The sequence below is a fragment of the Saccharibacillus qingshengii genome (assembly GCF_013185195.1).
Classification (GTDB): domain Bacteria; phylum Bacillota; class Bacilli; order Paenibacillales; family Paenibacillaceae; genus Saccharibacillus; species Saccharibacillus qingshengii.
The window spans coordinates 87007-107726 of record NZ_JAAZWC010000002.1 but is presented as its reverse complement, the minus strand read 5'-3'; the positions used below and the strand labels follow the sequence as shown (position 1 = coordinate 107726).

Below are 20720 nucleotides of genomic sequence, written 5' to 3'. Positions count from 1 at the left end.
GCGTCAGCTACTGGATTCCGGCACTGCCGGCGGAGCCGGATAGTACCCTTTCCAATTTTTGCGCAGCTCGGAAGCCAGATGCTGCATTTCGACCCATTCCTTATCCGTGATCCGTTCCGGGCTGTAGCGGGCTTTCTCGAAAAGGGCCAGAATCGGCGCAATCGCAGCTTCCGATCCGGCGACTTTCTTGTCCCAGCGGGAGACCGATTCGCGCAGCGTCTCGTGCTCTTCCCGCTTCAGGCCTTTGCGGTTCAGGAAACGCAGGAAACGTTCCGTCTCCAATACGATTTTCTGGTCCGCCGTCAGCGGTCCGCCCATCCGCAGTCCCATCAAGAAGAAATAGACCGAGCGGCGGCGCAGCCAGAGCAAGTACGCTCCCCAGGCCGCGACGATAACCGCTGCCACAGCTACGATGATCGGGACGAGATTCGAACCGGAATCCGTAGGCGCCGCCGCTTCGTTCGGCGCGGCTTCCTCTTCTTCCTCTTCCGTCTGATCGGCCGGCTCCTGCTTCACTTCGGAATCGTCGGGTGCCGACGACTCTTCAAGCAGCGGCACGGTAAACCCGCGCGTCGCTTCGACAGGTACCCAGCCGTAATCGCCGAAATACACTTCCGCCCAGGAATGGGCATTGGCATTGGTGACTTCGTACTGCGAACTGTTTTCGCTGAAACGGTCCGGCACATCGCCCGAAGGCGTACCCGGTGCATAGCCTTTGACCCAGCGTGCGGGTATGCCCTGCGAACGCGCCATCATGACCATGGCGGTCGAGAAGTAATCGCAGTACCCTTCCTTGATATCGAACAGGAAACTTTCGACGAAGTCGTCGCTCTGCCGGCGCGACAGCGTCGGATTGTTCGTATAGAGATAATTCTGCTGCAAATGCTGCTGCAGCAGATAGACTTTCTCGTACGGCGTTTGTCCGGAAGCCGTGACTTCGGCGGCCAGGTCCGTTACGCGCTGCGGAAATCCGCGCGGAATCTGGACATACCGCGGATCCACGCCTTCCGGATACAGCTTGTCGTACGCTGCCGCCTGCAGGGCGTCTACCGGTACGACCGGAACCTTCGACGTGATCGTATACGTCTTCGGATAGATTCTCGCGCCGCGGCCCGCACGCTCCTGCCAATGCAGTTCGCCCTGTTCCGGCTTCCACTGCATACGGCTCTCGCCGTTCTCGACATCGAGACTTTCGATCTTGTTGATCGCATACGCTCCGAACAAGACGGGATACGTCGACTCGCTTTGCATCGTAACTTTCTGGCGTACCGTTTTGGTAGGCGTCAGCGGAGCCGCTTCGGTCTCGAGCTCCTGTTCGCGCGATACTTCTTCAAGCGCGCCCCAGCCGCTGTCGGCATCCCAGCCGCTGCCCGTATAGGTCATTCGGGTCTCGCCGCGCCAATAGCTGCGCTCCGTCGATTCGATGGTCATGACGGGCGTATAGTCGAAATTGAAGCCGCCTCCGAGCTGACCGTCTTCCCGGCTGTATCCGGAAGCGGACGCCTGCCCCTGCAGCAGCCCGTTGGCATTGAACGCCACATTCGACGTTCCCTGCATCTGCCTCCAGGCCGTATACGGGTCGGTCAGGATCGGCTGGACAAACGGCATATTGACTCCCGCCAAAATGACGAGCGAAAAGACGACGGCCGTATTGATCAGCAGTTTGAACGGATTGCGCCGGATCGCTTTCCACCCTCTCGGGAAGCGGGTCTGGAACCGGCGGAAATGATCGCATACCAGCCAGCCCATTGTCGCGAAGACGATCCAGGCGACCTGCTTCCACAGCGATACGACGGTAAAAGAATCCAGGGCGGCCATAGGCACAATATTCAGAAAAGCGAAAATCAAAATGCGGCGCTGGCTGTTAACCGCACGGATACACAATTCGAACAGCAGCCAGCCGATCAGCGCAAACCAGACATAAGGGAACATCGCCTGGGAAAACTGTTCCGCTCTCGAGGCAAGCGTTCCGGAAGGCTGAAAAATGCCGTAGCTCTTGAGCGTCGCATACATTGCAACCACAAAACCGACAGCCTTCAGCCCCAGGCGGAACCAGGAAATATCCGGCAGCAGCACATGGATAACGGCTACCGTGGTTAGAACGGCAAGCACAAGCGCGTTCGTCTCATCGAACCAAACGGTTCGCGTATAATTCAGCCATTGAATGGCGAAGATCATCAGCCAGACGGCCGCAACCGCCGTATACCACGACGATTTGAATGATTCGGCCCATTTTTTCATCGGGTTCCTCCTCCCAGCACAGCGGGCAGCTCATCCAGGCTGCCCGCCCGGTAAGCGGCTATTCCTTTGGCCCGCAGCGAAGAGATCCACTGCCGGGAAGCGGCATTGCCCTCCCCTTCCGAAACCGGGGATTCCGCGATCTGAACATGGCAAAAACTCATCTGGTGCGTCTGCGCGAAACGGATCAAATCCAGTACCGGACTGTCGGCCAGAGGCGTAACGAGCACAAGCACCGCTCCTTTGGGCAGCCGGGCAAGCGCGGACTCGAGTCCGGCCAACAGCGAACCGCTGCCTTTCGGATCCAGATCGACCAGATGATCCATCATCGGGTGGATCCGGGAACGCCCCTGCAGCGGATTGAAGACCTTCACTTCGCGGCCGATCGAACACAATCCGATCGGAATCGATTCGCGGCTTCCGTATTCCAGCATGGAAGCTGCGGACGAGACCGCGGTTTCGAACTGCCTCGACGAACGATAATGGTCTTCGAAAGCGTCAAGGACGATCATCGTTTTGGGAATCGATTCATATTCGAACTCTTTGGATTTCCATTCTCCCGTCCGGGCCGTCGCATTCCAGTGAATACGCGAAATCCGGTCGCCGTATACGTAGTCCCGGACGCCGCCGACCTGATTGGTCTCCCGGCCGGACACATTGCCCACCGACTGGGGACCGAGCAGCCGATTGCGCCGGTCAAGCAGCTGCCATTTCGCGATATCGGCCGTACGCGGCAGAACCCGGAATTCTCCGCGTGCGGAGAACGTTCCGCGATGCTCGATCAGACCGAAGATATCTTCCGTCACGCATTCCGTATCGGAAAAAGCATACCGTCCGCGTTCGAGCGGCGGCGTCTGGAACAGCAGCTCGCCGCTTCCGTTCATGCTTGGAACGAGACTTTCCTCGAACGACCAGGTCTCGCCGCTGTGGCGTTTGAGCGTCTCGCGTACGATGACATACGGCAGGGGCAGGAATCCCGGGATTTCCAGATGAAGCCGGACCCGGATCTGATCGCCCGCGTGCAGGACGCCGCCCCATTCGCCAAGTTCGCCCGAGAAACTGCGTTCTCCCCGGGTGCGGCCGATCCCGTTCAACCCGCCGAACAGGAGATAGAGACCGAACAGCGTCACCATGGCAAACAGCATGACCGAAGTCTTGCCCCCTTGAAACAGCAGATAAAACAGGCAGCAGAGCCATACCGACAGCAGCATCGACATTTTGGCGGGGGACAGTTTCGGTTTGAAAAGGCTCCAGATTTCCCGCATGCGTTAGCGTCCCATCGATACCGGCACGCTGCTGGCGGCCAGCAGATTGCGAATCAGCGATTCGGCATTCAGGCTGTCCAACCGGGCTTCCGGACGGATCAGGATACGGTGCGGCAGCACATAGGGCGCCAGTTCCTTGATATCGTCGGGCAGGACGAAATCGCGTTCATTGATAAAAGCGTAAGCTTTGGCCGCCAGCGCAAACGAGATCGAAGCGCGGGGGCTTGCGCCCAGCAGAACCGAAGGATGTTCGCGGGTCGCCCGAACAATGCCCAGCATATATGAAGTGACGGCGTCGTTCATATGGACTTCCCGTACCTCGCGCTGGATGCCCGCGATCGTTGCCATATCGGTTACGGCATGCAGTTGATCGGCGGGTTGGCCGACACGGTTGGCGCTGATCAGATTTTTCTCTGTCTCGAGATCCGGATAGCCCATACGCAGTTTCATCATAAAACGGTCGAGCTGCGCTTCGGGCAGCACATAGGTCCCTTCAAAGTCGATCGGATTCTGCGTCGCGCAGAGCATAAACGGATGCGGCAGCGGATGGGTCTCCCCGTCCACCGTTACGCTGCGTTCTTCCATCGCTTCCAGCAGCGCGGATTGGGTCTTGGTTGTCGCGCGGTTGATTTCGTCGGCGAGCAGAATATGGGACATAATCGGTCCTGGACGGAATTGGAACCGTTCTTCGCGGGGGTGATAGATCGATACGCCGGTAATATCGGTCGGCAGCAGATCGGGGTTGCACTGCACCCGGCGGTAGACGCCTTCCATCGAACGGGCCAGCGCTTTGATCATCTGCGTTTTTCCGGTGCCGGGCACGTCTTCGATCAGCACGTGGCCTCCGGCAAGCAGCGAAGTCATCAACAATTTTATCTCAAAGGTTTTCCCCAGTATGCACGACTCGAGATTCGATCTTACGGCGGTAATGATCTGCATGGATTCGGAACTTACGGACATATGGACAACCTCCTAAGTCATTCTCCTACGTGGCAAACGATGTACAAATCGGCCCTGCGGCCGAGCGGAAAAGCGGTTCGTTCAGACCAGATATAAACAGACGGCATTTTCTTCAAGAAGCAAGCGGCCGCCGAAAACGTTGTGCCTATATATTGTACACGATCAAAGCTGCGAACGCACACCCATCCCCCGAAAAGGATACGTCCCCGCCGTGACAATTCCCGCTCAAGCCTGCATACTGGTAAAAGAGCGAACGCGGATCGGCCGCGTTCTTATTTAGGGATGGGAGAGTGCAAGCATGAATAACGAAACACTGGCTTTATTTAAAGAACTGACCGAGTTCCCGGCAGCTCCGGGATTTGAACGCGATCTGCGCGCACGGGTCAAGGAAATGCTGTCCGCGTATACGCAGGAGTTTGTCCAGGATCGTCTCGGAAGTCTGTTTGGCGTCATGCGCGGCCAGGAAGACGGACCGAAAGTCATGGTGGCCGGCCACTTCGACGAAGTCGGTTTTCTCGTCAACGGCATTACCGAAACGGGCCTCGTACGCTTTCAGCCGCTCGGCGGCTGGTGGAGTCAAGTCGTGCTGGGACAGCGCCTGCAGATCATGACCGAAAACGGTCCCGTTATCGGAGTCGTGGGATCCACCCCGAAACATCTGCTCGGCGAAGCGGAAGCGAACCGTCCGGCGGACCTGAAGTCCATGTATATCGATCTGGGTGCCGACAACCGCGCGGAAGCGGAAAGTTTCGGCATCAAGGTCGGCCAGCAGGTGCTGCCGATCTGCGACTTCACTCCTCTTGCCAATCCCAAGAAAATCATGGCCAAAGCCTGGGATAACCGTTACGGGGTGGGCCTTGCTGTCGAACTGCTGAAAGAGCTGCAGGGAGAAAAGCTGCCCAATACGGTCTACAGCGGCGCCACGGTACAAGAAGAAGTCGGTCTTCGCGGAGCAAGAACGGCGGCCAATCTGATCCAGCCGGACATTTTCTTCGCGCTCGACTGCAGTGCCGCCAACGACATGACAGGCGATCGCAATCTGTTCGGGCATCTCGGCCAGGGAGCGCTCCTGCGGATCTTCGACCCGACGATGATTACGCACCGCGGCCTGCTGGAATATGTGCAGGACACGGCGTCCACGCACCGTATTCCGGTGCAGCCGTTTATTTCGCCGGGCGGAACGGATGCCGGACAGGTCCATTTGAGCGGAATCGGCGTACCGTCGACCGTTATCGGCATCTGCGGACGGTATATCCATACTTCCTCTTCGATCATCCATACCGACGATTACGCGGCAGCCAAAGAGCTGTTGGTTCGCCTGGTCAAAGGCCTAGACCGCAGCACATTAAACACGATTGTCGAACGGGCCTGATTCAAAAAGTGGATTTATGCAAAAAAATAATGATTTTACCCAAATTCGTTGTCAAAAACCATTAGAAAAAGACATGCCCCGTCCGATATAAGTCTTAAGGGGTGGTTTTAGTGGCAACTAAGGGACAAACGTTTTGCAAGTACAGCTATGAAACGAAGCTTAGAGCCGTCCAAATGCGTATGGACGGAATGACGAAAAAGCAAGTGGCGAAAGAGCTGGGCATCTATGATCTCAATCGTCTGAAAATTTGGATGCGCAAATATAAGGCTGAAGGCGAACTAGGTCTAATTGACCATAGAGGCAGACGCGAAGATGCGTTTATGGAGCCGGATTTCGCCGAAAACGAGTTGAGTGTCCAAAGCGTTGGATAAGTTTTCCTACCGATTCTCATGGCTTTATGCACAAAAAGCGGCAGACCCGAATTCAAGCCGAAAGGCAAACGGGTTGCCGCTTTTTGGCATTCTCCTGCCCGTTTGACCGGACAAAATCATTGACGAACCTTGGGCAATCCGGGAAGATGTAGGGGAAAAGGTTGAGCGATGTGTATACATATAAACCGTATTCCCTGTGCCGGGAATACGGTTCGCGCATGAATGGAGGCCGTCCGGGTGCCCGATTCTTTTTTCTCGTCGTCCGTTTCCGAACCGTTTGCTTTGTTTTCGCCCGCCCATCTGGCTTCGCTTGGGCTATTTTTGATCGCAGCGGTTGTGCTGTTCGCTTTTCGGCGCTTAATCAGATCCTCGCCGAGACTTGCGTTCACCCTGCGTCTGATCTTGTTGGCCGCTCTGACGATCTCCGAAGCTTCGCTTCATGTCTGGTACGTGACGCAGCAGATCTGGGACGCCCGCTTTACGCTGCCGCTCGAGCTGTGCAGCCTGATGCTTCTGGCCGCGATTTTGATGCTGATTACCCGCAGCCGTTTTCTCGCAGGACTTGTTTTTTTCGCGGGAATCGGGGGTGCCCTGCAGGCGCTGATCACCCCCAACCTGGCTTTTGATTACCCGCATTTCCGCTTTATCCAGTTCTTCGTTGCCCATGCCGCTATCATCTTGTCCGCGCTTTATATGGTCTGGATCGAACGGTTCCGGCCGACTTGGCGCACCCTCCTGACGGTCATGCTGTCGTTGAACGCGATCGCGCTGGCGGTTTACCTGCTTGACCGGCTGCTGGATGCCAACTATATGTTTTTGCGAGGGAAGCCGGATACGCCTTCCGTGCTGGACATGCTCGGCGATTATCCGCTGTACATTCTGGCCGAAGAACTGCTGGCGCTGCTGACATTCACGGCGCTGTATATCGTGTTCTTCGTGATTCCGGATGCGCTGCGCCGCGGGCGCGATTAGCTTTGGCGCAGCATTCCCGCTCTCGCCCCCTTAGCGGCTTCAGAGCAGCGATTCCGCACCGTCGACATACATTTCGGTACCGCTGACATGCGAAGATTCGTCCGATGCCAGGAACAGAACCAGCTTGGCGACTTCTTCCGGCTTGCCGGGTTTGCCTTTGAGTGGGTGACTGCCTTCCGGATATTCGACGGGAATCGCAATTTCTTCCAGGTCGTCGCTCGGGAACGTATTTTTGTCGATATTGGTGTCGATGGCTCCCGGGCAGATAGCGTTGACCCGAATCTTGTAACGTCCCAGTTCCAGAGCCGCCATTTTGGCAAAAGCGACCTGTCCGGCTTTGGAAGACGAATAGGCGGCAAAGCCCGTACCCGAGAAAATCCGGTTTCCATTGACGGAACTTGTGATAATAACGCTTCCGCCTTCTTTTTTCAAATAAGGGATCGTATATTTGACCGTGGCAAAAGTACCGCGGAGATTGGTTTCAAGCGTCTTGTTCCAATCTTCGATCTCCATCGTCTCGATCGGCGCCGCCGCTCCGTTGATGCCCGCATTGGCAAAAACGACATCGATACGATCCCAGGTTTCTCCCACTTTTGCAACGGCTTCTTTTACCGATTCAGGATCCGATACATCGCATTCCACGACCAGCGCTTCGCCGCCGGCCGCTTCGATTTCCTGTTTCGTCTGCTGCGCCGTATCCGCCGTCAGTTCCAGAACCGCTACCTTGGCTCCTTCCTGTGCAAACCGAATCGCGCTTGCTTTTCCGATTCCCGAACCTGCTCCCGTTACCACGGCTACTTTACCGGCCAATGCTCCTGCTGTCATGATCTGATTCCTCCCTGGTCGCTGTGAATGATGACGCGTGGTTTTGTTTGTGTCATTTATTGGGTAACCTTTCCGCTTTTCCATGAAACCGCTTCGAAAAGCTCAAATCGAAAATGTTTTCAAAATTTCGTGTTTTCGGTTGAACCTTCGCGAATGATATGATAAATTAAGTTTAGCCTGAGAGTGAGTCTCATTCTCCAGAGAGTGAATCTCATTATCTCGACAATGAAAATCATCCTCACTATTTCCGAACATTCCACTTCATTTTCGCTCTGAATATTCATATTTTTCTCAAAACGCGGGTTGCGGACCTGCTTATTTGTGTTATATTGGGTTTATAAGTTTTGTTGCCATGACGGTCAGTCCGCAGCAAAAATCCAATGTACACGGAGGTTTTTAATATGTCTGATATCCAATGCCAAGTTTCGGATTGCACCAACTGGGAAGCTAACAGCTGCACGGCCGACAAGATCGAAGTGAGCTTCGCTCCCGACCATACGGCGGAATGCAAGACTTTCGAAGAAAAACAGGAAGCTTAATTCAAGCCTCGTTTTGAAGCTGGGCGGCTATGCAGATCGGATACACCAAAAAGCGGTTCCCTTTGACGGGAACCGCTTTTTTGATGTTCTTTTTTCCGGGAAAGCGAGCGATTACGGAAGTTCCGCCGCTCCCTATTCGCCTGCCGGCGCAAGACGGTACACGGCGGATTGGTACGGCAGCAGATGCAGCTTGTACTCTCCTTGCACCAGCCGGAACGGTGCGCCGGCACCCGAAGTTCCGGCATGCGCCGGCGCACTGCCAAGCAGCAGCTCGCCCGTTTCGGCCAATCTTGCCCATTCGCCGTTGACGGAACACTCCCGGGCTTCGTGCGAGAAATTGGCCAGGATCATCCAGCGCTCGCCCTGCGCTTCACGGATGTAGAGAAACATCCACTCGTCCGCAAGCGGCAGCATCGTAAGATCGCCATGTGCCGGGACGGGAGACTGCTTGCGAAGCTCGATCAAGCGGCGGTAGTGGTGGAAGACCGAATTCCGGTCGCTGCGCTGATCTTCCGCATTGGCCTCGCTTCCTTCCGGCGCCAGCGGGATCCACGGCGTGCCGGTAGTGAATCCTCCCTGCGCTTCGTCGGTCCAGCGCATAGGCGAACGGGCACCGTCCCGGCTTCGCGCATGCAGACCGGCAAGGGCTTGCTCCGGTGCCATGCCCTGCGCGGTAAGCCGCTTGTAGGCGGCAGCCGTCGCTTTGTCCCGATAATCGCCCGGCGACCGGTAATCGGCATTGGGCATGCCCAGTTCTTCGCCCTGATAAACGAGCGGCGTTCCCGGCAGCGTATGCAGAAACGTTCCGATCGCTTTGGCCGCCGCTTCGTTCAAGTCCATATCCGTTTGGCCCGAATCGCGGCCGGCCCCCCTGCCGAACAGGGTTCCGATCATGCGCGGATGATCGTGCGTATTCAGATAGGTCGCGTAGGCGCCCCGGCCAAAGACTTCTTTGTACCAGCGTACGACGCTTTCCTTGAGCGTAAGGGGGGACCAATCGGGATCGGTTTTCCACGGATCGCCGAAGTCCTTGCCCAGCCGGATCAATTCCATCTGCAGCACCATATCCATCTCGCGCCGCTCGGGAGCGGTATACCGGACTACTTCGTCCATCGTGACGGTAGGCGCTTCGCCCAGTGTCAGCGTGCCCGGGTAACGGCCGAATGTTTCCTCGTTCAGCTCGCGCAGCAGTTCGTGAATGCCCGGTCCGTTTTTGTAAAACTGCTGGCCTCTCGGATGACGGGCTTCCTCCGGTGCGTTCGGGAACGACGGATCTTTGGAAATCATGTTGATCGCATCCAGACGGAACCCGTCCACCCCTTTGTCCAGCCAGAACGTGATCATTTTGTACAGATCCCGCCGCATCGCTTCATTCTGCCAATTCAGATCGGGCTGTTTTTTATCGAAAATGTGCAGATAGTATTCGCCCGTCGCTTCATCGAACTCCCAGGCCGACTCCTCCGAAAAAGATCGCCAGTTGTTGGGAGGCCCCCCGTCTTCACCCGGAGGCTTCCAGATGTAATAATCGCGGTACGGATTGTCTTTGGACGACCGGGATGCCTCGAACCACGGATGTTCATCCGACGTATGGTTGATGACCATGTCCATGATCAGCCGGATGTCGCGCTCGTGCAGTTTGGCGATCAGCTCTTCCATCTGCTCCATCGTCCCGTACGCGTCGTGAATCTTATAGTAATCGCGAATATCGTAACCGTTATCTTCCATCGGCGAATCGCATACCGGACCGATCCAGACGGCGCTGACGCCAAGCTCGGCCAGATAGTCCACCTTTTCCAGCATACCGCCGATATCGCCCCACCCGTCGCCGTCGCTGTCTTTGAAGCTTGGCGGATACAGCTGGTACAGCACGCCTTCTTTCCAATAAGCGGCGGAGCTGCCCTGCTGCCCCGCCTGCGTATCCTGTTCCCGTTTCATGGCTTTCCTCCTTTTGGTTCTAAACTGCCGCCGATTGGGTCCGCACTGCCCGGCAGCTCCCTTCCTTTAGGGGATAACCGGAAACCGCCCCGCCTAAACAACGGACTCGCAAATCGTGGGATAGGATCGCTCTCCCCCAAACGGATGTCGCAATATTGAATATTAAATGTCGTATCGTTTTAGTGAATTCGGAAAGGGCGTATGCTATTTTAAGTAGGGAAATGTCAGAATTTTAGATAGGGCGACAGGAGGACGATTCATTGACAATTCGTGTAGGCAAAGCAAGTCTGTGGCATGTGCACGCTTGGGATTATATCGCTCAGGCACAGAGCCATCCCGACACGGCAATTACCGCCGTATGGGACGAAATTCCGGATCGGGGCCGGGAAGCGGCCGAAAAGCTTGGGGTTCCTTATTACGAAACACTCGGCGGCATGCTGGATTCCGGTCTTCTCGACGCAGTCATCGTGGATGCGCCGACCTACCGGCACAAGGAAGTCATGGTCGAAGCAGCCCGTGCGGGCAAGCATATTTTTACGGAAAAAGTCATTGCGACGACTTCGGCGGACGTCTCGGAGATCGTCGAAGAAGTCGAACGTGCAGGCGTCAAACTGACCGTTTCGCTGCCTCGCCTGAACGAAGGTTATACGCTCGCGATCCAGGACATCCTGAAAAGCGGACGTCTCGGCCGCATCACCTATGTCCGGGTGAGATTGTCGCACGACGGAGCGCTGGCCGGCTGGCTGCCGGAGCATTTCTATAACGCGGAGCAGTGCGGCGGCGGTGCCTTGATCGATCTGGGCTGTCATCCGATGTATCTGTCCGCCCTGTTCCTCGGAGAACCCGTGACCGGTGTGAGCGCGACTTTCGGTTATGTGACCGGCCGGGAAGTCGAAGACAATGCCCAAGCGACGCTGTCGACGGCATCGGGAGCGATCGCTTCGGTGGAAGCGGGATTCGTCAATGCCCACTCGCCTTTTGCCGTCGAAGTCCACGGTACGGAAGGTACTCTTCTCTACGGGACGCCGGAGAACAAACTGCTGCTGCGATCCAAACGGGATAGTTCCGATTCCGAATGGACCGAACAATCTTTGCCGGAGAACCGGGAGAGCGCTTTCGAACAGTGGGTCCGCCATATTCAAGAAGGAACAACGGCTTCGGAGAATGTGGCGGCGGCGATCGAACTCACCCGCTTGATGGAAGCGGCCAACCGCTCGGCCCGGGAAGGCCAAGCGATTTCGCCGCGGGAGCTGAATGCCTAAATGACCGGACGTTTTGTGCGGACTTCTTTCCCTTATGAAACCATGTTCGAAAAAGGGGATCTTCTGGAGCGGCTTGAGATTGCGGTAAATTGGGGCCATTACGAGATTCACGTGCTCCGTTTCCACCTCACCTCGTTCGAGCCCGGACGCATCATCAATTTCCATAACCATTCGACCTACGAATTTCATTTTATTCCGCGCGGCGCGGGCGGGGTCATTCTGGACGGCCAGCCCTACTCGCTGTCGGAAGGTCTGCTGTATCTGACGGGGCCCGGTGTGATGCATTACCAGGAAGCCGATCCCCATCAGGCCATGGAAGAGCTGTGTTTGCATATCGATATCGTTCCCAGGTTCAATCCGGCGGCCGACCCCTGGGAAGCGGCCGAAGCCGAAGATTGTATGCAGAAGCTGAACGCGCTGCCCATTCGTCCCGCACCGGACAGCCGCGGAGCGATGCCGTGCTTTTTGGAAGCGTATGAAGCGTGCGAGACCAAACGGATCGGCTACTACACCGCGATCCGCATGCAGGTCATCGCTATTCTGCTCAAAACGATCCAGGCGTACGATTCCGGCGATGTCGGCACCGAAGCGCCCAGCCGCGATATGGCCGCGTACCGCTACGACTACGCCGTGCGTTATATGGAAGCCAATTATACATCGGGTCTACGCCTGGAAGACGTCGTAGAGAAACTTGACCTGAGTCCAAGGCAGCTTCAGCGCATTTTCCGGGGCGTCGATCCCGACCGGCCGTTCAGCCGGGTACTGGAAGATATCCGGCTGCTGGCCGTATGCGACAGACTGCGGACCGGCAGCTTGTCTATCGAGCGGATCGCGGAACTGGAAGGTTTCTCGACCGCCGCTTATCTGCATACCGTTTTTCGCAAACGAATGGGGATCTCTCCTTCCGTGTACCGAAAAGCCAAGCAATCCGAGCTGCATCGGCATCCCGCCGAAACGCCGTCCGAGTCGTTTTCCCATATCCTAAACGAGGTGAATCATCATGAGCCAAATGTATAAAATCGGTATCATCGGCTGCGGCGGTATCGCAAACGGCAAACATCTGCCGAGTCTAAGCAAGCTGGGCAGCGTCGAATTGGTCGCTTTCTGCGATGTGGTAACGGAACGGGCAGAAGAAGCTGCAGCCCGATACGGCGCCGAAGGAGCCAAGGTCTACACCGACTATACCGAGCTGCTGCAGGACGGTACGATCGATATCATTCACGTCTTGACGCCAAACGAATCGCATGCACGGATCTCGATCGCCGCGCTGGATTCGGGCAAGCACGTCATGTGCGAGAAGCCGATGGCCAAAACGGCAGCGGAAGCCCGTCAAATGGTCCAAGCGGCGGAGCGCAGCGGCAAAAAGCTGACGATCGGTTACAACAACCGTTTCCGCCCGGACAGCCAGCATCTCAAAAAAGTCTGCGAAGCCGGAACGCTGGGCCATATCTATTATGCCAAAGCCCATGCGATCCGCCGCAGAGCGGTACCGACCTGGGGCGTATTCCTCGACGAAGAGAAGCAGGGCGGAGGCCCGCTGATCGATATCGGCACCCATGCGCTGGATCTCACGCTGTGGATGATGGACAACTACAAACCCAAGGTCGTGCTCGGCACCAAATACCACGAGCTGTCCCAGCGAGAGAATGCCGCCAATGCGTGGGGCCCTTGGGATCCGGAGAAGTTTAAGGTCGAAGATTCGGCTTTTGGCATGGTTGTGATGGAAAACGGAGCAACGGTCGTGCTGGAATCCAGCTGGGCCCTGAATTCGCTTGATGTGGACGAATCCAAATGCAGCCTGAGCGGCAGCGAAGGCGGCGCGGATATGAAGAACGGCCTGCGGATCAACGGCGAGGAATTCGGCCGCTTGTACACCAAGGAAGTCGATCTGTCTTCCGGCGGCGTAGCGTTCTACGAAGGCAAAGCCGAGAGCGATTCCGATCTTGAAATGTTCCGCTGGATTGAAGCGATCGAACAGGATTTGACGCCTACCGTTACGCCCGAGCAGGCGTGCGTCGTGTCCGAGATTCTCGAAGCGATCTACGAATCGGCCCGAACGGGCAGAGCCGTGTACCTGGACGGATCGGAGAACTGAGCAAGCGGCGGCCGACTGCCGGGATCCGGCGAATCGGATCGGCCGGATCGGCATGAACACAAACAAAGAACCTTCGGCTGTTAGCCGAAGGTTCTTTGTTTGTCGTCTATGGCCTATCGGGTGTTCAGATCCCCGCGCCGAAGTCCCCGCCGCTCTTCGGCGACTGGGTGCCGTCGCCGGCTTCCGCTTGTTCTTCGCTGTCCGTGTCGGAACGGTTCTCCGAAGCTTCGACCGCCGCCGGCGTTTCCGGTTCGGATCCCCCGGACTGCACTTGTGCCAAACCGGAATCCGCTTCGCCTGGGAGTCCGGCTTCTTCCGCCTGGCCCGCTTCGCGATCCGCGGCGTCTACTGCCGGATGAGAGCTTGGCTCCGGCTCCGGCCGGTTGCCGCCTTGTCCGTGATCCGCCCGCTCGGCGGCTTTCTGCTCCAGCCGGGCAAACTTCTCCTGCTCCGCCGGGATATCGGCTTCATCCAGCGCTTCCGCCGAGACGCGGAATTCGCCGCTGCGAATCCGGATCCGGATCCAATCGCCGGTAATCGTTCCGAGGTCGATATACCGGTCGGCCGCAATGTCTTTTTTCTCCCATTCTTCGTGCCGCACGATAAAGCCCAAGCTGTTAACGTCAGGTGCAACTTCCAGCAGCGCAACCGCCCGGTCGCCGTTTATATCGGCAAAATCGACTCTCCGACTGCCAAAAGCGGCCCCCCACATCCAGACGTTCCAGCCTTCGTAATCCCGGTCGTCCCGTTCATATTCCAAGATAAGGCGGCGCGGCTCGTAATCGCGCACTTCCAGCGCAAGCTGTGCCTGCACGCCGTCGCCGAAGACCGAAATAACCGCGCGTCCCGGACGCAGGCCCGTGACCCGGCCGGCCTGATTGACGGTTGCAATCTCTACATCGCTTGACCGCCATTCCAGACGGGAAGCGGACATCGGATTGCCGAATGGGTCTTTGGGTTCCGCACGCAGCTTCAGACTGCGGCCGACATACAAGCGGCGGGCTCCTTCTTCCATCGCAATTCCGATCTGATGCACCGTGCGGCGTTCGATCAGAATCGCCGTGCTGCTGCGCATATCGCCGCATACCGCCGTAATAAGCGCCCGGCCCATCCCGATCGTCCACGCGGAACCGTCGCGCCGGATAATGATTTTCTCCGGATCGGAAGAGTGATACGAGACTTCCGCTTCCGGCATCCGGCGTCCGCGCTGGTCGCGTACGGTCGCATGCAGGAACAATTTCTCGCCCGGCTGTACGACACCCGGCATATTCTCCCACTCCAGCAGCGAAGGTTCGGGTGTGTAATCGTCTTCCTCATCGTAGAGTACCATGCTCGACAAAGCCGGCACATGTACGAAATCGGAGGCTTCGCCCAGGACTTCCATTCCGGCACGGCGCGAGTCGACGACAATTTTCCATGAACGCGCGCGTGCAGGCAGTTCGATCGTTTGTTCCGATTCCGAAGCGTTGTGCACGACCGCAATGGTCCGCCACAGATCGCCGCCCGCGTGATCGTTCAGCATAAAGCCGACCACACCGCCATGCATACGGAATACGTCCATATGTTTCTCGATATCGCCTCGCGTCTTGAGCCGGAATGCCCGGTGCGAACGCCTCAGCTCGATCAGGCCGCGAATATAATCGGTAACCGTATGGAATCGGTCTTTGTTGGTCCAGCGGATCGCATTGATGACATCCGGACTGCGATAGCTGTTATGATCGCCGAATTTGCTGCGCAGCATCTCGTCGCCCGCTCCGATAAACGGGATCCCCTGCGAAGTCAGGATAAGGCCGTAAGCGAGCAGCTGCCTTTTGACCAGATCGTGATCCAGCGGATCCATGCCGTCCAGCATCACATAAGGATCGCTCACTTCCACGGCCTGCGCCGCCGTCATCCCCTGCGAAGGCTGTCCGTTATGGAAAGAAACAAATTGGGTCTGATCCCAGTATCCGCGCGACTTGATCAGTTTGTCCCACAGGATCAGATTGTCGTGCGCCGTTACGTAATTGACGCTTTCCGCCGGTTCCGCCGCGAAATCGTGCACGGCTCCGCGAAGCCCCTGGGCAATCTCGCCTTCCTTGTCGGGAGCTCCGCTGACAAATCCGGTTCCCCAACCGTCTCCGTCGCCTTTGAGCGCGTTGCGGAAGTTGTCGTTGAACACCGCAAAACCTCCGCCCTGCTGGGAACCTTTGAGCGTCAGTTCGCGCAGCGGAGAGTCCAGCGCCGTCCACGGCTCGCCGTAGATGAGAATCGAAGGATCAACTTTCTCATGCAGAACCGAAGCAATCGTCCGCATAGTCGTCGTATCGATCAATCCCATCAAGTCGAACCGGAAACCGTCCACATGGTATTCTTCTGCCCAGTACAGCAGCGAATCGAGGATATATTTGCGCACCATCGGCCGCTCCGTCGCCAGTTCATTGCCGACTCCCGAGCCGTTGCTGAGCTGTCCGTACTTGTTGAACCGGTAAAAATACCCCGGCACTACCGGATCGAAAGGACCGTCTTCCACCGAAAACGTATGGTTGAACACCACGTCCACCACGACCCGGATCCCGCGGGCATGCAGAGACTGCACCAGCTTTTTGAGCTCGAGGATTCTTGATTCCGGATTGTGCGGCTCGGAAGCGTATGAACCTTCCGGCACATTGTAATTCTGCGGATCGTAACCCCAGTTGTACGACTCCGTTGTCACGTCGCATTCGTTGACCGTACAGAAATCGTAAACCGGCAGCAGATGAACATGCGTGACGCCCAGTTCCTCCAGATGATCGATGCCGATTTTTCGTCCTTCTTTGGTCTGGATGCCCGCTTCCGCAAATGCGAGATACTGTCCCGAATGATTCATCTTCGCATCTTCGGAAGCCGAAAAATCGCGCACATGCAGCTCGTAAATGACCGAGTCGACCGGATGGCGAAGCGGAGGCCGAATATCGCTTTCCCAGCCTTCCGGATCGGTACGCTTCATATTGACGATCGCTCCGCGCTGACCGTTCGCCGAAGCCGCCTTGGCGTACGGATCGATCACGTATCGGTTATTTTCGTGCTCGCCCATTTTGTACGTGATGTGATACAGATAATAGTGGCCTTCGAGATCCCCGGGCACCACGATACTCCATACGCCGTACTCGTCTTCTTCCATGGTCAGTTCGCGTCCGCCCGAATGATCGGTCACCCGGCCTACCGCGTCGTACTGCCCTTCGTCTTCGTAAAGCGCAACGCGCACTTTCTCCGCGCCCGGCACCCATACCTTGAACGTACTGTACTGTGGGGAAAACGTCAGCCCCAAATCCCCGTAAGGATAAGCTTCGAAATCGGGACAATCCAATGTGTCGTTAAAATTCAGCGTATCGGCCATGTCCGTTCCCCCTTTGTTCAGACGTTCCGCTTCTTGACACGGACGTCTGGATCGCTTCGTTTCTGTTACCCGCCTTCTGGCCATGCAAACGTTTCTTTCCGTTGAAAAAGGCCTCCAACCGAACGAAACCGCAGGATCCGGAATTCCCGCACACCGCTTATGCGCGCCGAGTTCCCGCTCCTTTTCCGTTCGGCTTCCGCCTTTGTTTTCTTGCTCGTCTTGCTCCCTATATATTTGGACGAAAAAAGGCGGACGGACGCACCTTTTCCACACTTTTTCTTCGCCAAACTTCCTTTCGTATCGAACTGTGCCCTGGCGGTCGACTCCCCTATCCGCGGATTCGCAGACCCAGAATCACCAGATCGCGCTCTACGCCGTCCAACACGGCGACGCGCGGCAGATTCCCCCACGATTCGAAGCCGTATTTGCGCAGAAGACCGATGCTCGGCTCATTATGACCGAAGACGAAACCGAGCAGCGTATCGACGCCGAGCGCCGGACTTTCGGCTATCGCTTTCTCCAGCAGACGGCTGCCCGCACCTGTTCCCCGCAGCGACTCGTCTACATAGATACTCACCTCCGCCGTCGCATTGTAGGCTGGACGTCCGTAGAAGGACTGGAGACTGATCCAGGCCGCAACCCGTCCGTTTTGCCGCATGACCCACAGGGGACGGCGCGACGGTTCGTGTTCTTCAAACCAGGCATGCCGGCTTTCTACCGTAATCGGCTCAAGATCCGCGGTGACTTTGCGTCCGGGAATGGTCGAGTTGTAAATGTCTACGATTGCCGGCAGATCTTCGAATACCGCCAGCTCGATCACCGGCGTTTGATCGGATGTCGCTTTGTTGGATGTCGTCATGTCATAGTCCCCCATTATCGATGGGCCGATACCGATGCCGCCGCAGCCGCATATGTTCCGGTTCGGCCGATGTCTTTTTCTAGTTGCGATTCGGTGCTTTCGGTTCGTTAGCGCAGTCCCACTTCGCGCTCGCTCCACTCCCACAGCTTAAGGGCCGTGTCGTCGTCTTCCGCTTTCCGGTCCAGAGATTTCGGGCGGCTCCGGTAAAAGTATTCGCGCGAGATCCCTTCCACTTCCGGGCTGTCCGCCAGATACACGGCTGTCGAAGCTCCCTGTTCCGGCGTTTGGAACGAAGGCATCCGGCCGAGTGCGCGGTAAATGCCCTGACCGAATCCCGTTCCCCGGTCTACGCCCAACTGGGTAAGAACCGCGCCGGGATGCAGCGCATTGACGGCAATGCCGTCGCCGTACACCCGCAGCGCCAATTCGCGCGCGAACAGGATATTCGCCAATTTGGATTGTCCGTAGGATTTGACGACGTTGTAACTTGCGCACAGATGCGGATCTTCAAAGTGAATCCGGCCCGCTTTGTAGGCGCCCGAAGCCACGACAACAATTCGTCCGCCGGCCGAAGCTTTCACCAGATCAAGCAGCAGATGGGTCGACAGAAAATGTCCCAGATGATTGACTCCCAGTGCCAGTTCGAAACCGTCCGCCGTCTCCCGGCGTTTGGGGCTGACTACCCCGGCATTGTTAATCAGCACATCCAGGGCGGAAACCCGGCTGTGAACTTCATCGGCGAAGCGCCGGATCGAAGCCAGATCGGCCAGATCGCAGAGCACCAGCTCGGCGCAGCCTGGGCCGCCTGCGGCTTCTACCCGCCGAAGAGCCTGGCTGCCGCGTTCGAGACTTCGGCAGGCCATGAGCACCCGGTATCCCCGCTTGGCCAATTCGACCGAAGCAGCCAAGCCCATGCCGGAATTCGCGCCCGTTACAAGCGCCGTTTTTCGTATCACCGCGTTCTCCTCCTTCGGATCTTTCCAAGTCGTACTGCCGCATAATCGCTTATCCCCCATCATAAACCAGGGCCCCGCCGCGTGACAATCCATGCGGCCTCCAAATCCAAGATAAGCCCGCGCAGAATGCGCAGGCCTATCTACAACTCTCAGGCTTCGCCAAGCAGCATCATAAAACGCTCAAACGAATCTTCGACGGGAACGAGTTCTTCGCCGTCCATCAGAAAAATATAAATGCGATGCCGATACCTCCCGGGATGCAGCCCGATCAGAAAACAGCTGCCGCCCTGATCGTAAGCGAACGGTAACAATCCCAACAGCTGCGGAAAAGATTCCAGCAGATCCGTATACAGCCGTTCAGCCGGAAGCTTCCCGTACCGGATCGGCTCGAATCCGCCAAAAGCGATCCGCTGCCGCTCCATCTGCGCCTCCGGCAGATAACCGCCATTGAACTGCAAATAATGGGCTTTGAACGCAGCGGGAAACTCGAAACCGAAACGCCGCTCCAGCTCCGCAAAATCCGCCTCCCCGATCGGCGGTTCGCAGTCTTCGCAGAAAATCGGATAATCAGGCTCCATGAATAACGCCTCCTTGCTTCTTCTGTATCACGCCGCGCAAAACGTCAAAACGGGCAGTAAACGAAGCGTTTTTGAACGCCTGCCGTTTGCTGCCCCGTTTATTAGGGATATGAATCGGGGCGGGGCGGACGTCAGATACCGCCCGCATCCCCCTACCTGCCGGATTCGATCCGCTTAGTCCTGCTGCTCCGCTTCGTACTGCTCCGGAGTCAGAAGCCCGGCAAGCAGACCTTCCGCTTCGCCGTCGGGCTCGATTTCGATCATCCAGCCGTCGCCGTAGGGTGCACTGTTGACGAGTTCGGGCTCGGTCTCAAGCGCTCCGTTGACCGCCGCAATCGTGCCGCCGACCGGACAGAACAGGTCGGAGACCGTTTTGACCGATTCGATCGAACCGATGCTGCCTTCCGCTTCGACTGCCGCGCCGGCTTCCGGAAGTTCGACGAACACGATATCACCCAGCTGATGCTGCGCAAAATCGGTGATGCCCAGACGCAGCCTGCCGTTTTCCAGCTTTTCCACCCATTCGTGATCTTTGGTATAGTACAAACCCGCTTTGACTTCGCTCATGGTAATTCGCTCCATTTCGGTATATTGCCGAACGTTCGGCTGTTTATATCATTGCGTTGTTCGGGAATTTTCGATACTTTTAGCTTACGGCAGCCTATTTGGCGTGTCAATGTTCCTCACAATATTTTTCGAACGCAGTAAAGTTTTGTTGACAACGGGGTGCCGCATCCCTTAATAATTAGGATAAAGCATTTGATCCGCATTTGGCAAAACACGAACGTTAGACGATTGACGCATAGGCGAGTGAAAGCATAGGGAGAGAGCGCCGGAAGCCGATTGAGCTTGCGCGGGCGCCGCCGAAGGAGTAAACCGGACATTGGCGCAAGGTCTATGGACCTCGCGCCAAGCGGTGAATCTCTCAGGCAAAAGGACCTGTGCCGGACGCCACTCTGGAGAGCATCCGCGCAGCCGGAATTTTCGAACCCGGACCGCAGGCGGATCACCCAAGGGGAAACCTGCTGCACGTCCCGATCGCACTTGATCGGAGTTCGGCGGCGGGGTAACTCTCAGGTATCAAGGACAGAGCCCTTTCGATCAGGCCCTTTTTTCGCTTCGGCGACCTAAAGAG

Annotated in this window: 17 protein-coding genes and 1 riboswitch; of the genes, 7 read left to right on the top strand and 10 right to left on the bottom strand. The window is 56.9% G+C overall.

The genetic code is table 11. From position 1 onward, the window contains the following. Nucleotides 1-3: 3 nt before the first annotated feature. From HRQ60_RS02365 to HRQ60_RS02355, 3 genes are read right to left on the bottom strand one after another with little or no spacing between them, the layout of a single operon-like run. Nucleotides 4-2241, bottom strand: coding sequence for a transglutaminase TgpA family protein (locus tag HRQ60_RS02365; protein ID WP_172194038.1), 2238 nt, complete (start codon nt 2239-2241; stop codon nt 4-6). Then, on the bottom strand, nt 2238-3503 hold the full coding sequence (locus tag HRQ60_RS02360; protein ID WP_172194037.1) for a DUF58 domain-containing protein: 1266 nt from the start codon (nt 3501-3503) through the stop codon (nt 2238-2240). Before HRQ60_RS02360 ends, HRQ60_RS02365 begins: the two co-directional genes overlap by 4 nt. A 3-nt stretch (nt 3504-3506) precedes the next feature. Beyond that, entirely contained in the window at nt 3507-4463 is a 957-nt protein-coding gene (locus tag HRQ60_RS02355) for an AAA family ATPase (RefSeq protein ID WP_172194036.1), read from the bottom strand. Between the two features lie 298 nt (nt 4464-4761). On the opposite strand from HRQ60_RS02355, the gene HRQ60_RS02350 reads away from it, so the two are divergent. The 3 genes from HRQ60_RS02350 (at nt 4762) to HRQ60_RS02340 (ending at nt 7178) form a co-directional block, all read left to right on the top strand. Continuing rightward, on the top strand, nt 4762-5835 hold the full coding sequence (locus HRQ60_RS02350; RefSeq protein ID WP_172194035.1) for a M42 family metallopeptidase: 1074 nt from the start codon (nt 4762-4764) through the stop codon (nt 5833-5835). A 110-nt stretch (nt 5836-5945) separates the two neighbouring features. Beyond that, entirely contained in the window at nt 5946-6206 is a 261-nt protein-coding gene (locus tag HRQ60_RS02345) for a helix-turn-helix domain-containing protein (RefSeq protein WP_172194034.1), read from the top strand. 237 nt (nt 6207-6443) lie between these two features. After that, the gene (locus HRQ60_RS02340) at nt 6444-7178 is read left to right on the top strand and encodes a YwaF family protein (protein WP_343044591.1); all 735 of its coding nucleotides are present in this window, start codon (nt 6444-6446) and stop codon (nt 7176-7178) included. A 39-nt stretch (nt 7179-7217) separates the two neighbouring features. Here the strand turns inward: HRQ60_RS02340 and HRQ60_RS02335 are convergent, their stop codons facing one another. Beyond that, nucleotides 7218-8003, bottom strand: a complete 786-nt coding sequence (locus HRQ60_RS02335; protein WP_172194032.1) for an SDR family oxidoreductase — start codon at nt 8001-8003, stop codon at nt 7218-7220. A gap of 401 nt (nt 8004-8404) precedes the next feature. On the opposite strand from HRQ60_RS02335, the gene HRQ60_RS02330 reads away from it, so the two are divergent. Next, nucleotides 8405-8542, top strand: coding sequence for a DUF1540 domain-containing protein (locus tag HRQ60_RS02330; RefSeq protein WP_246281062.1), 138 nt, complete (start codon nt 8405-8407; stop codon nt 8540-8542). Nucleotides 8543-8674: 132 nt separating this feature from the next. On the opposite strand, the gene HRQ60_RS02325 is transcribed toward HRQ60_RS02330, so the two are convergent. Next, a complete protein-coding gene (locus HRQ60_RS02325; RefSeq protein ID WP_172194030.1) occupies nt 8675-10477 on the bottom strand; it encodes a glycoside hydrolase family 13 protein in 1803 nt (600 codons plus the stop codon). Nucleotides 10478-10737: 260 nt separating this feature from the next. Between HRQ60_RS02325 and HRQ60_RS02320 the strand changes: the two genes are divergently transcribed. The 3 genes from HRQ60_RS02320 to HRQ60_RS02310 are packed head-to-tail and all read left to right on the top strand — an operon-like array spanning nt 10738 to nt 13834. Next, nucleotides 10738-11739, top strand: coding sequence for a Gfo/Idh/MocA family protein (locus tag HRQ60_RS02320; RefSeq protein ID WP_172194029.1), 1002 nt, complete (start codon nt 10738-10740; stop codon nt 11737-11739). Then, nucleotides 11740-12756 (top strand): AraC family transcriptional regulator, encoded by a 1017-nt coding sequence (locus HRQ60_RS02315; RefSeq protein ID WP_172194028.1) that lies wholly within the window; start codon nt 11740-11742, stop codon nt 12754-12756. Further along, nucleotides 12740-13834: a Gfo/Idh/MocA family protein gene (locus tag HRQ60_RS02310; protein WP_172194027.1), complete on the top strand. Its 1095-nt coding sequence runs from the start codon at nt 12740-12742 to the stop codon at nt 13832-13834. Before HRQ60_RS02315 ends, HRQ60_RS02310 begins: the two co-directional genes overlap by 17 nt. 124 nt (nt 13835-13958) lie before the next feature. Here HRQ60_RS02310 and pulA read toward each other — a convergent pair whose 3' ends face one another. The 5 genes from pulA to gcvH form a co-directional block, all read right to left on the bottom strand. Further along, nucleotides 13959-17192 (bottom strand): type I pullulanase, encoded by a 3234-nt coding sequence (gene pulA / locus HRQ60_RS02305; RefSeq protein ID WP_172194026.1) that lies wholly within the window; start codon nt 17190-17192, stop codon nt 13959-13961. A 328-nt stretch (nt 17193-17520) separates the two neighbouring features. After that, entirely contained in the window at nt 17521-18051 is a 531-nt protein-coding gene (locus HRQ60_RS02300; RefSeq protein ID WP_172194025.1) for a GNAT family N-acetyltransferase, read from the bottom strand. A gap of 107 nt (nt 18052-18158) precedes the next feature. Next, a complete protein-coding gene (locus HRQ60_RS02295) occupies nt 18159-19007 on the bottom strand; it encodes an SDR family oxidoreductase (RefSeq protein ID WP_343044590.1) in 849 nt (282 codons plus the stop codon). A gap of 149 nt (nt 19008-19156) precedes the next feature. Further along, nucleotides 19157-19585, bottom strand: a complete 429-nt coding sequence (locus HRQ60_RS02290; RefSeq protein WP_172194024.1) for an SMI1/KNR4 family protein — start codon at nt 19583-19585, stop codon at nt 19157-19159. 174 nt (nt 19586-19759) lie between these two features. Next, on the bottom strand, nt 19760-20152 hold the full coding sequence (gcvH, locus tag HRQ60_RS02285; RefSeq protein WP_172194023.1) for a glycine cleavage system protein GcvH: 393 nt from the start codon (nt 20150-20152) through the stop codon (nt 19760-19762). A 243-nt stretch (nt 20153-20395) separates the two neighbouring features. After that, a riboswitch (glycine riboswitch) is annotated at nt 20396-20536 on the top strand. Nucleotides 20537-20720: the final 184 nt, after the last annotated feature.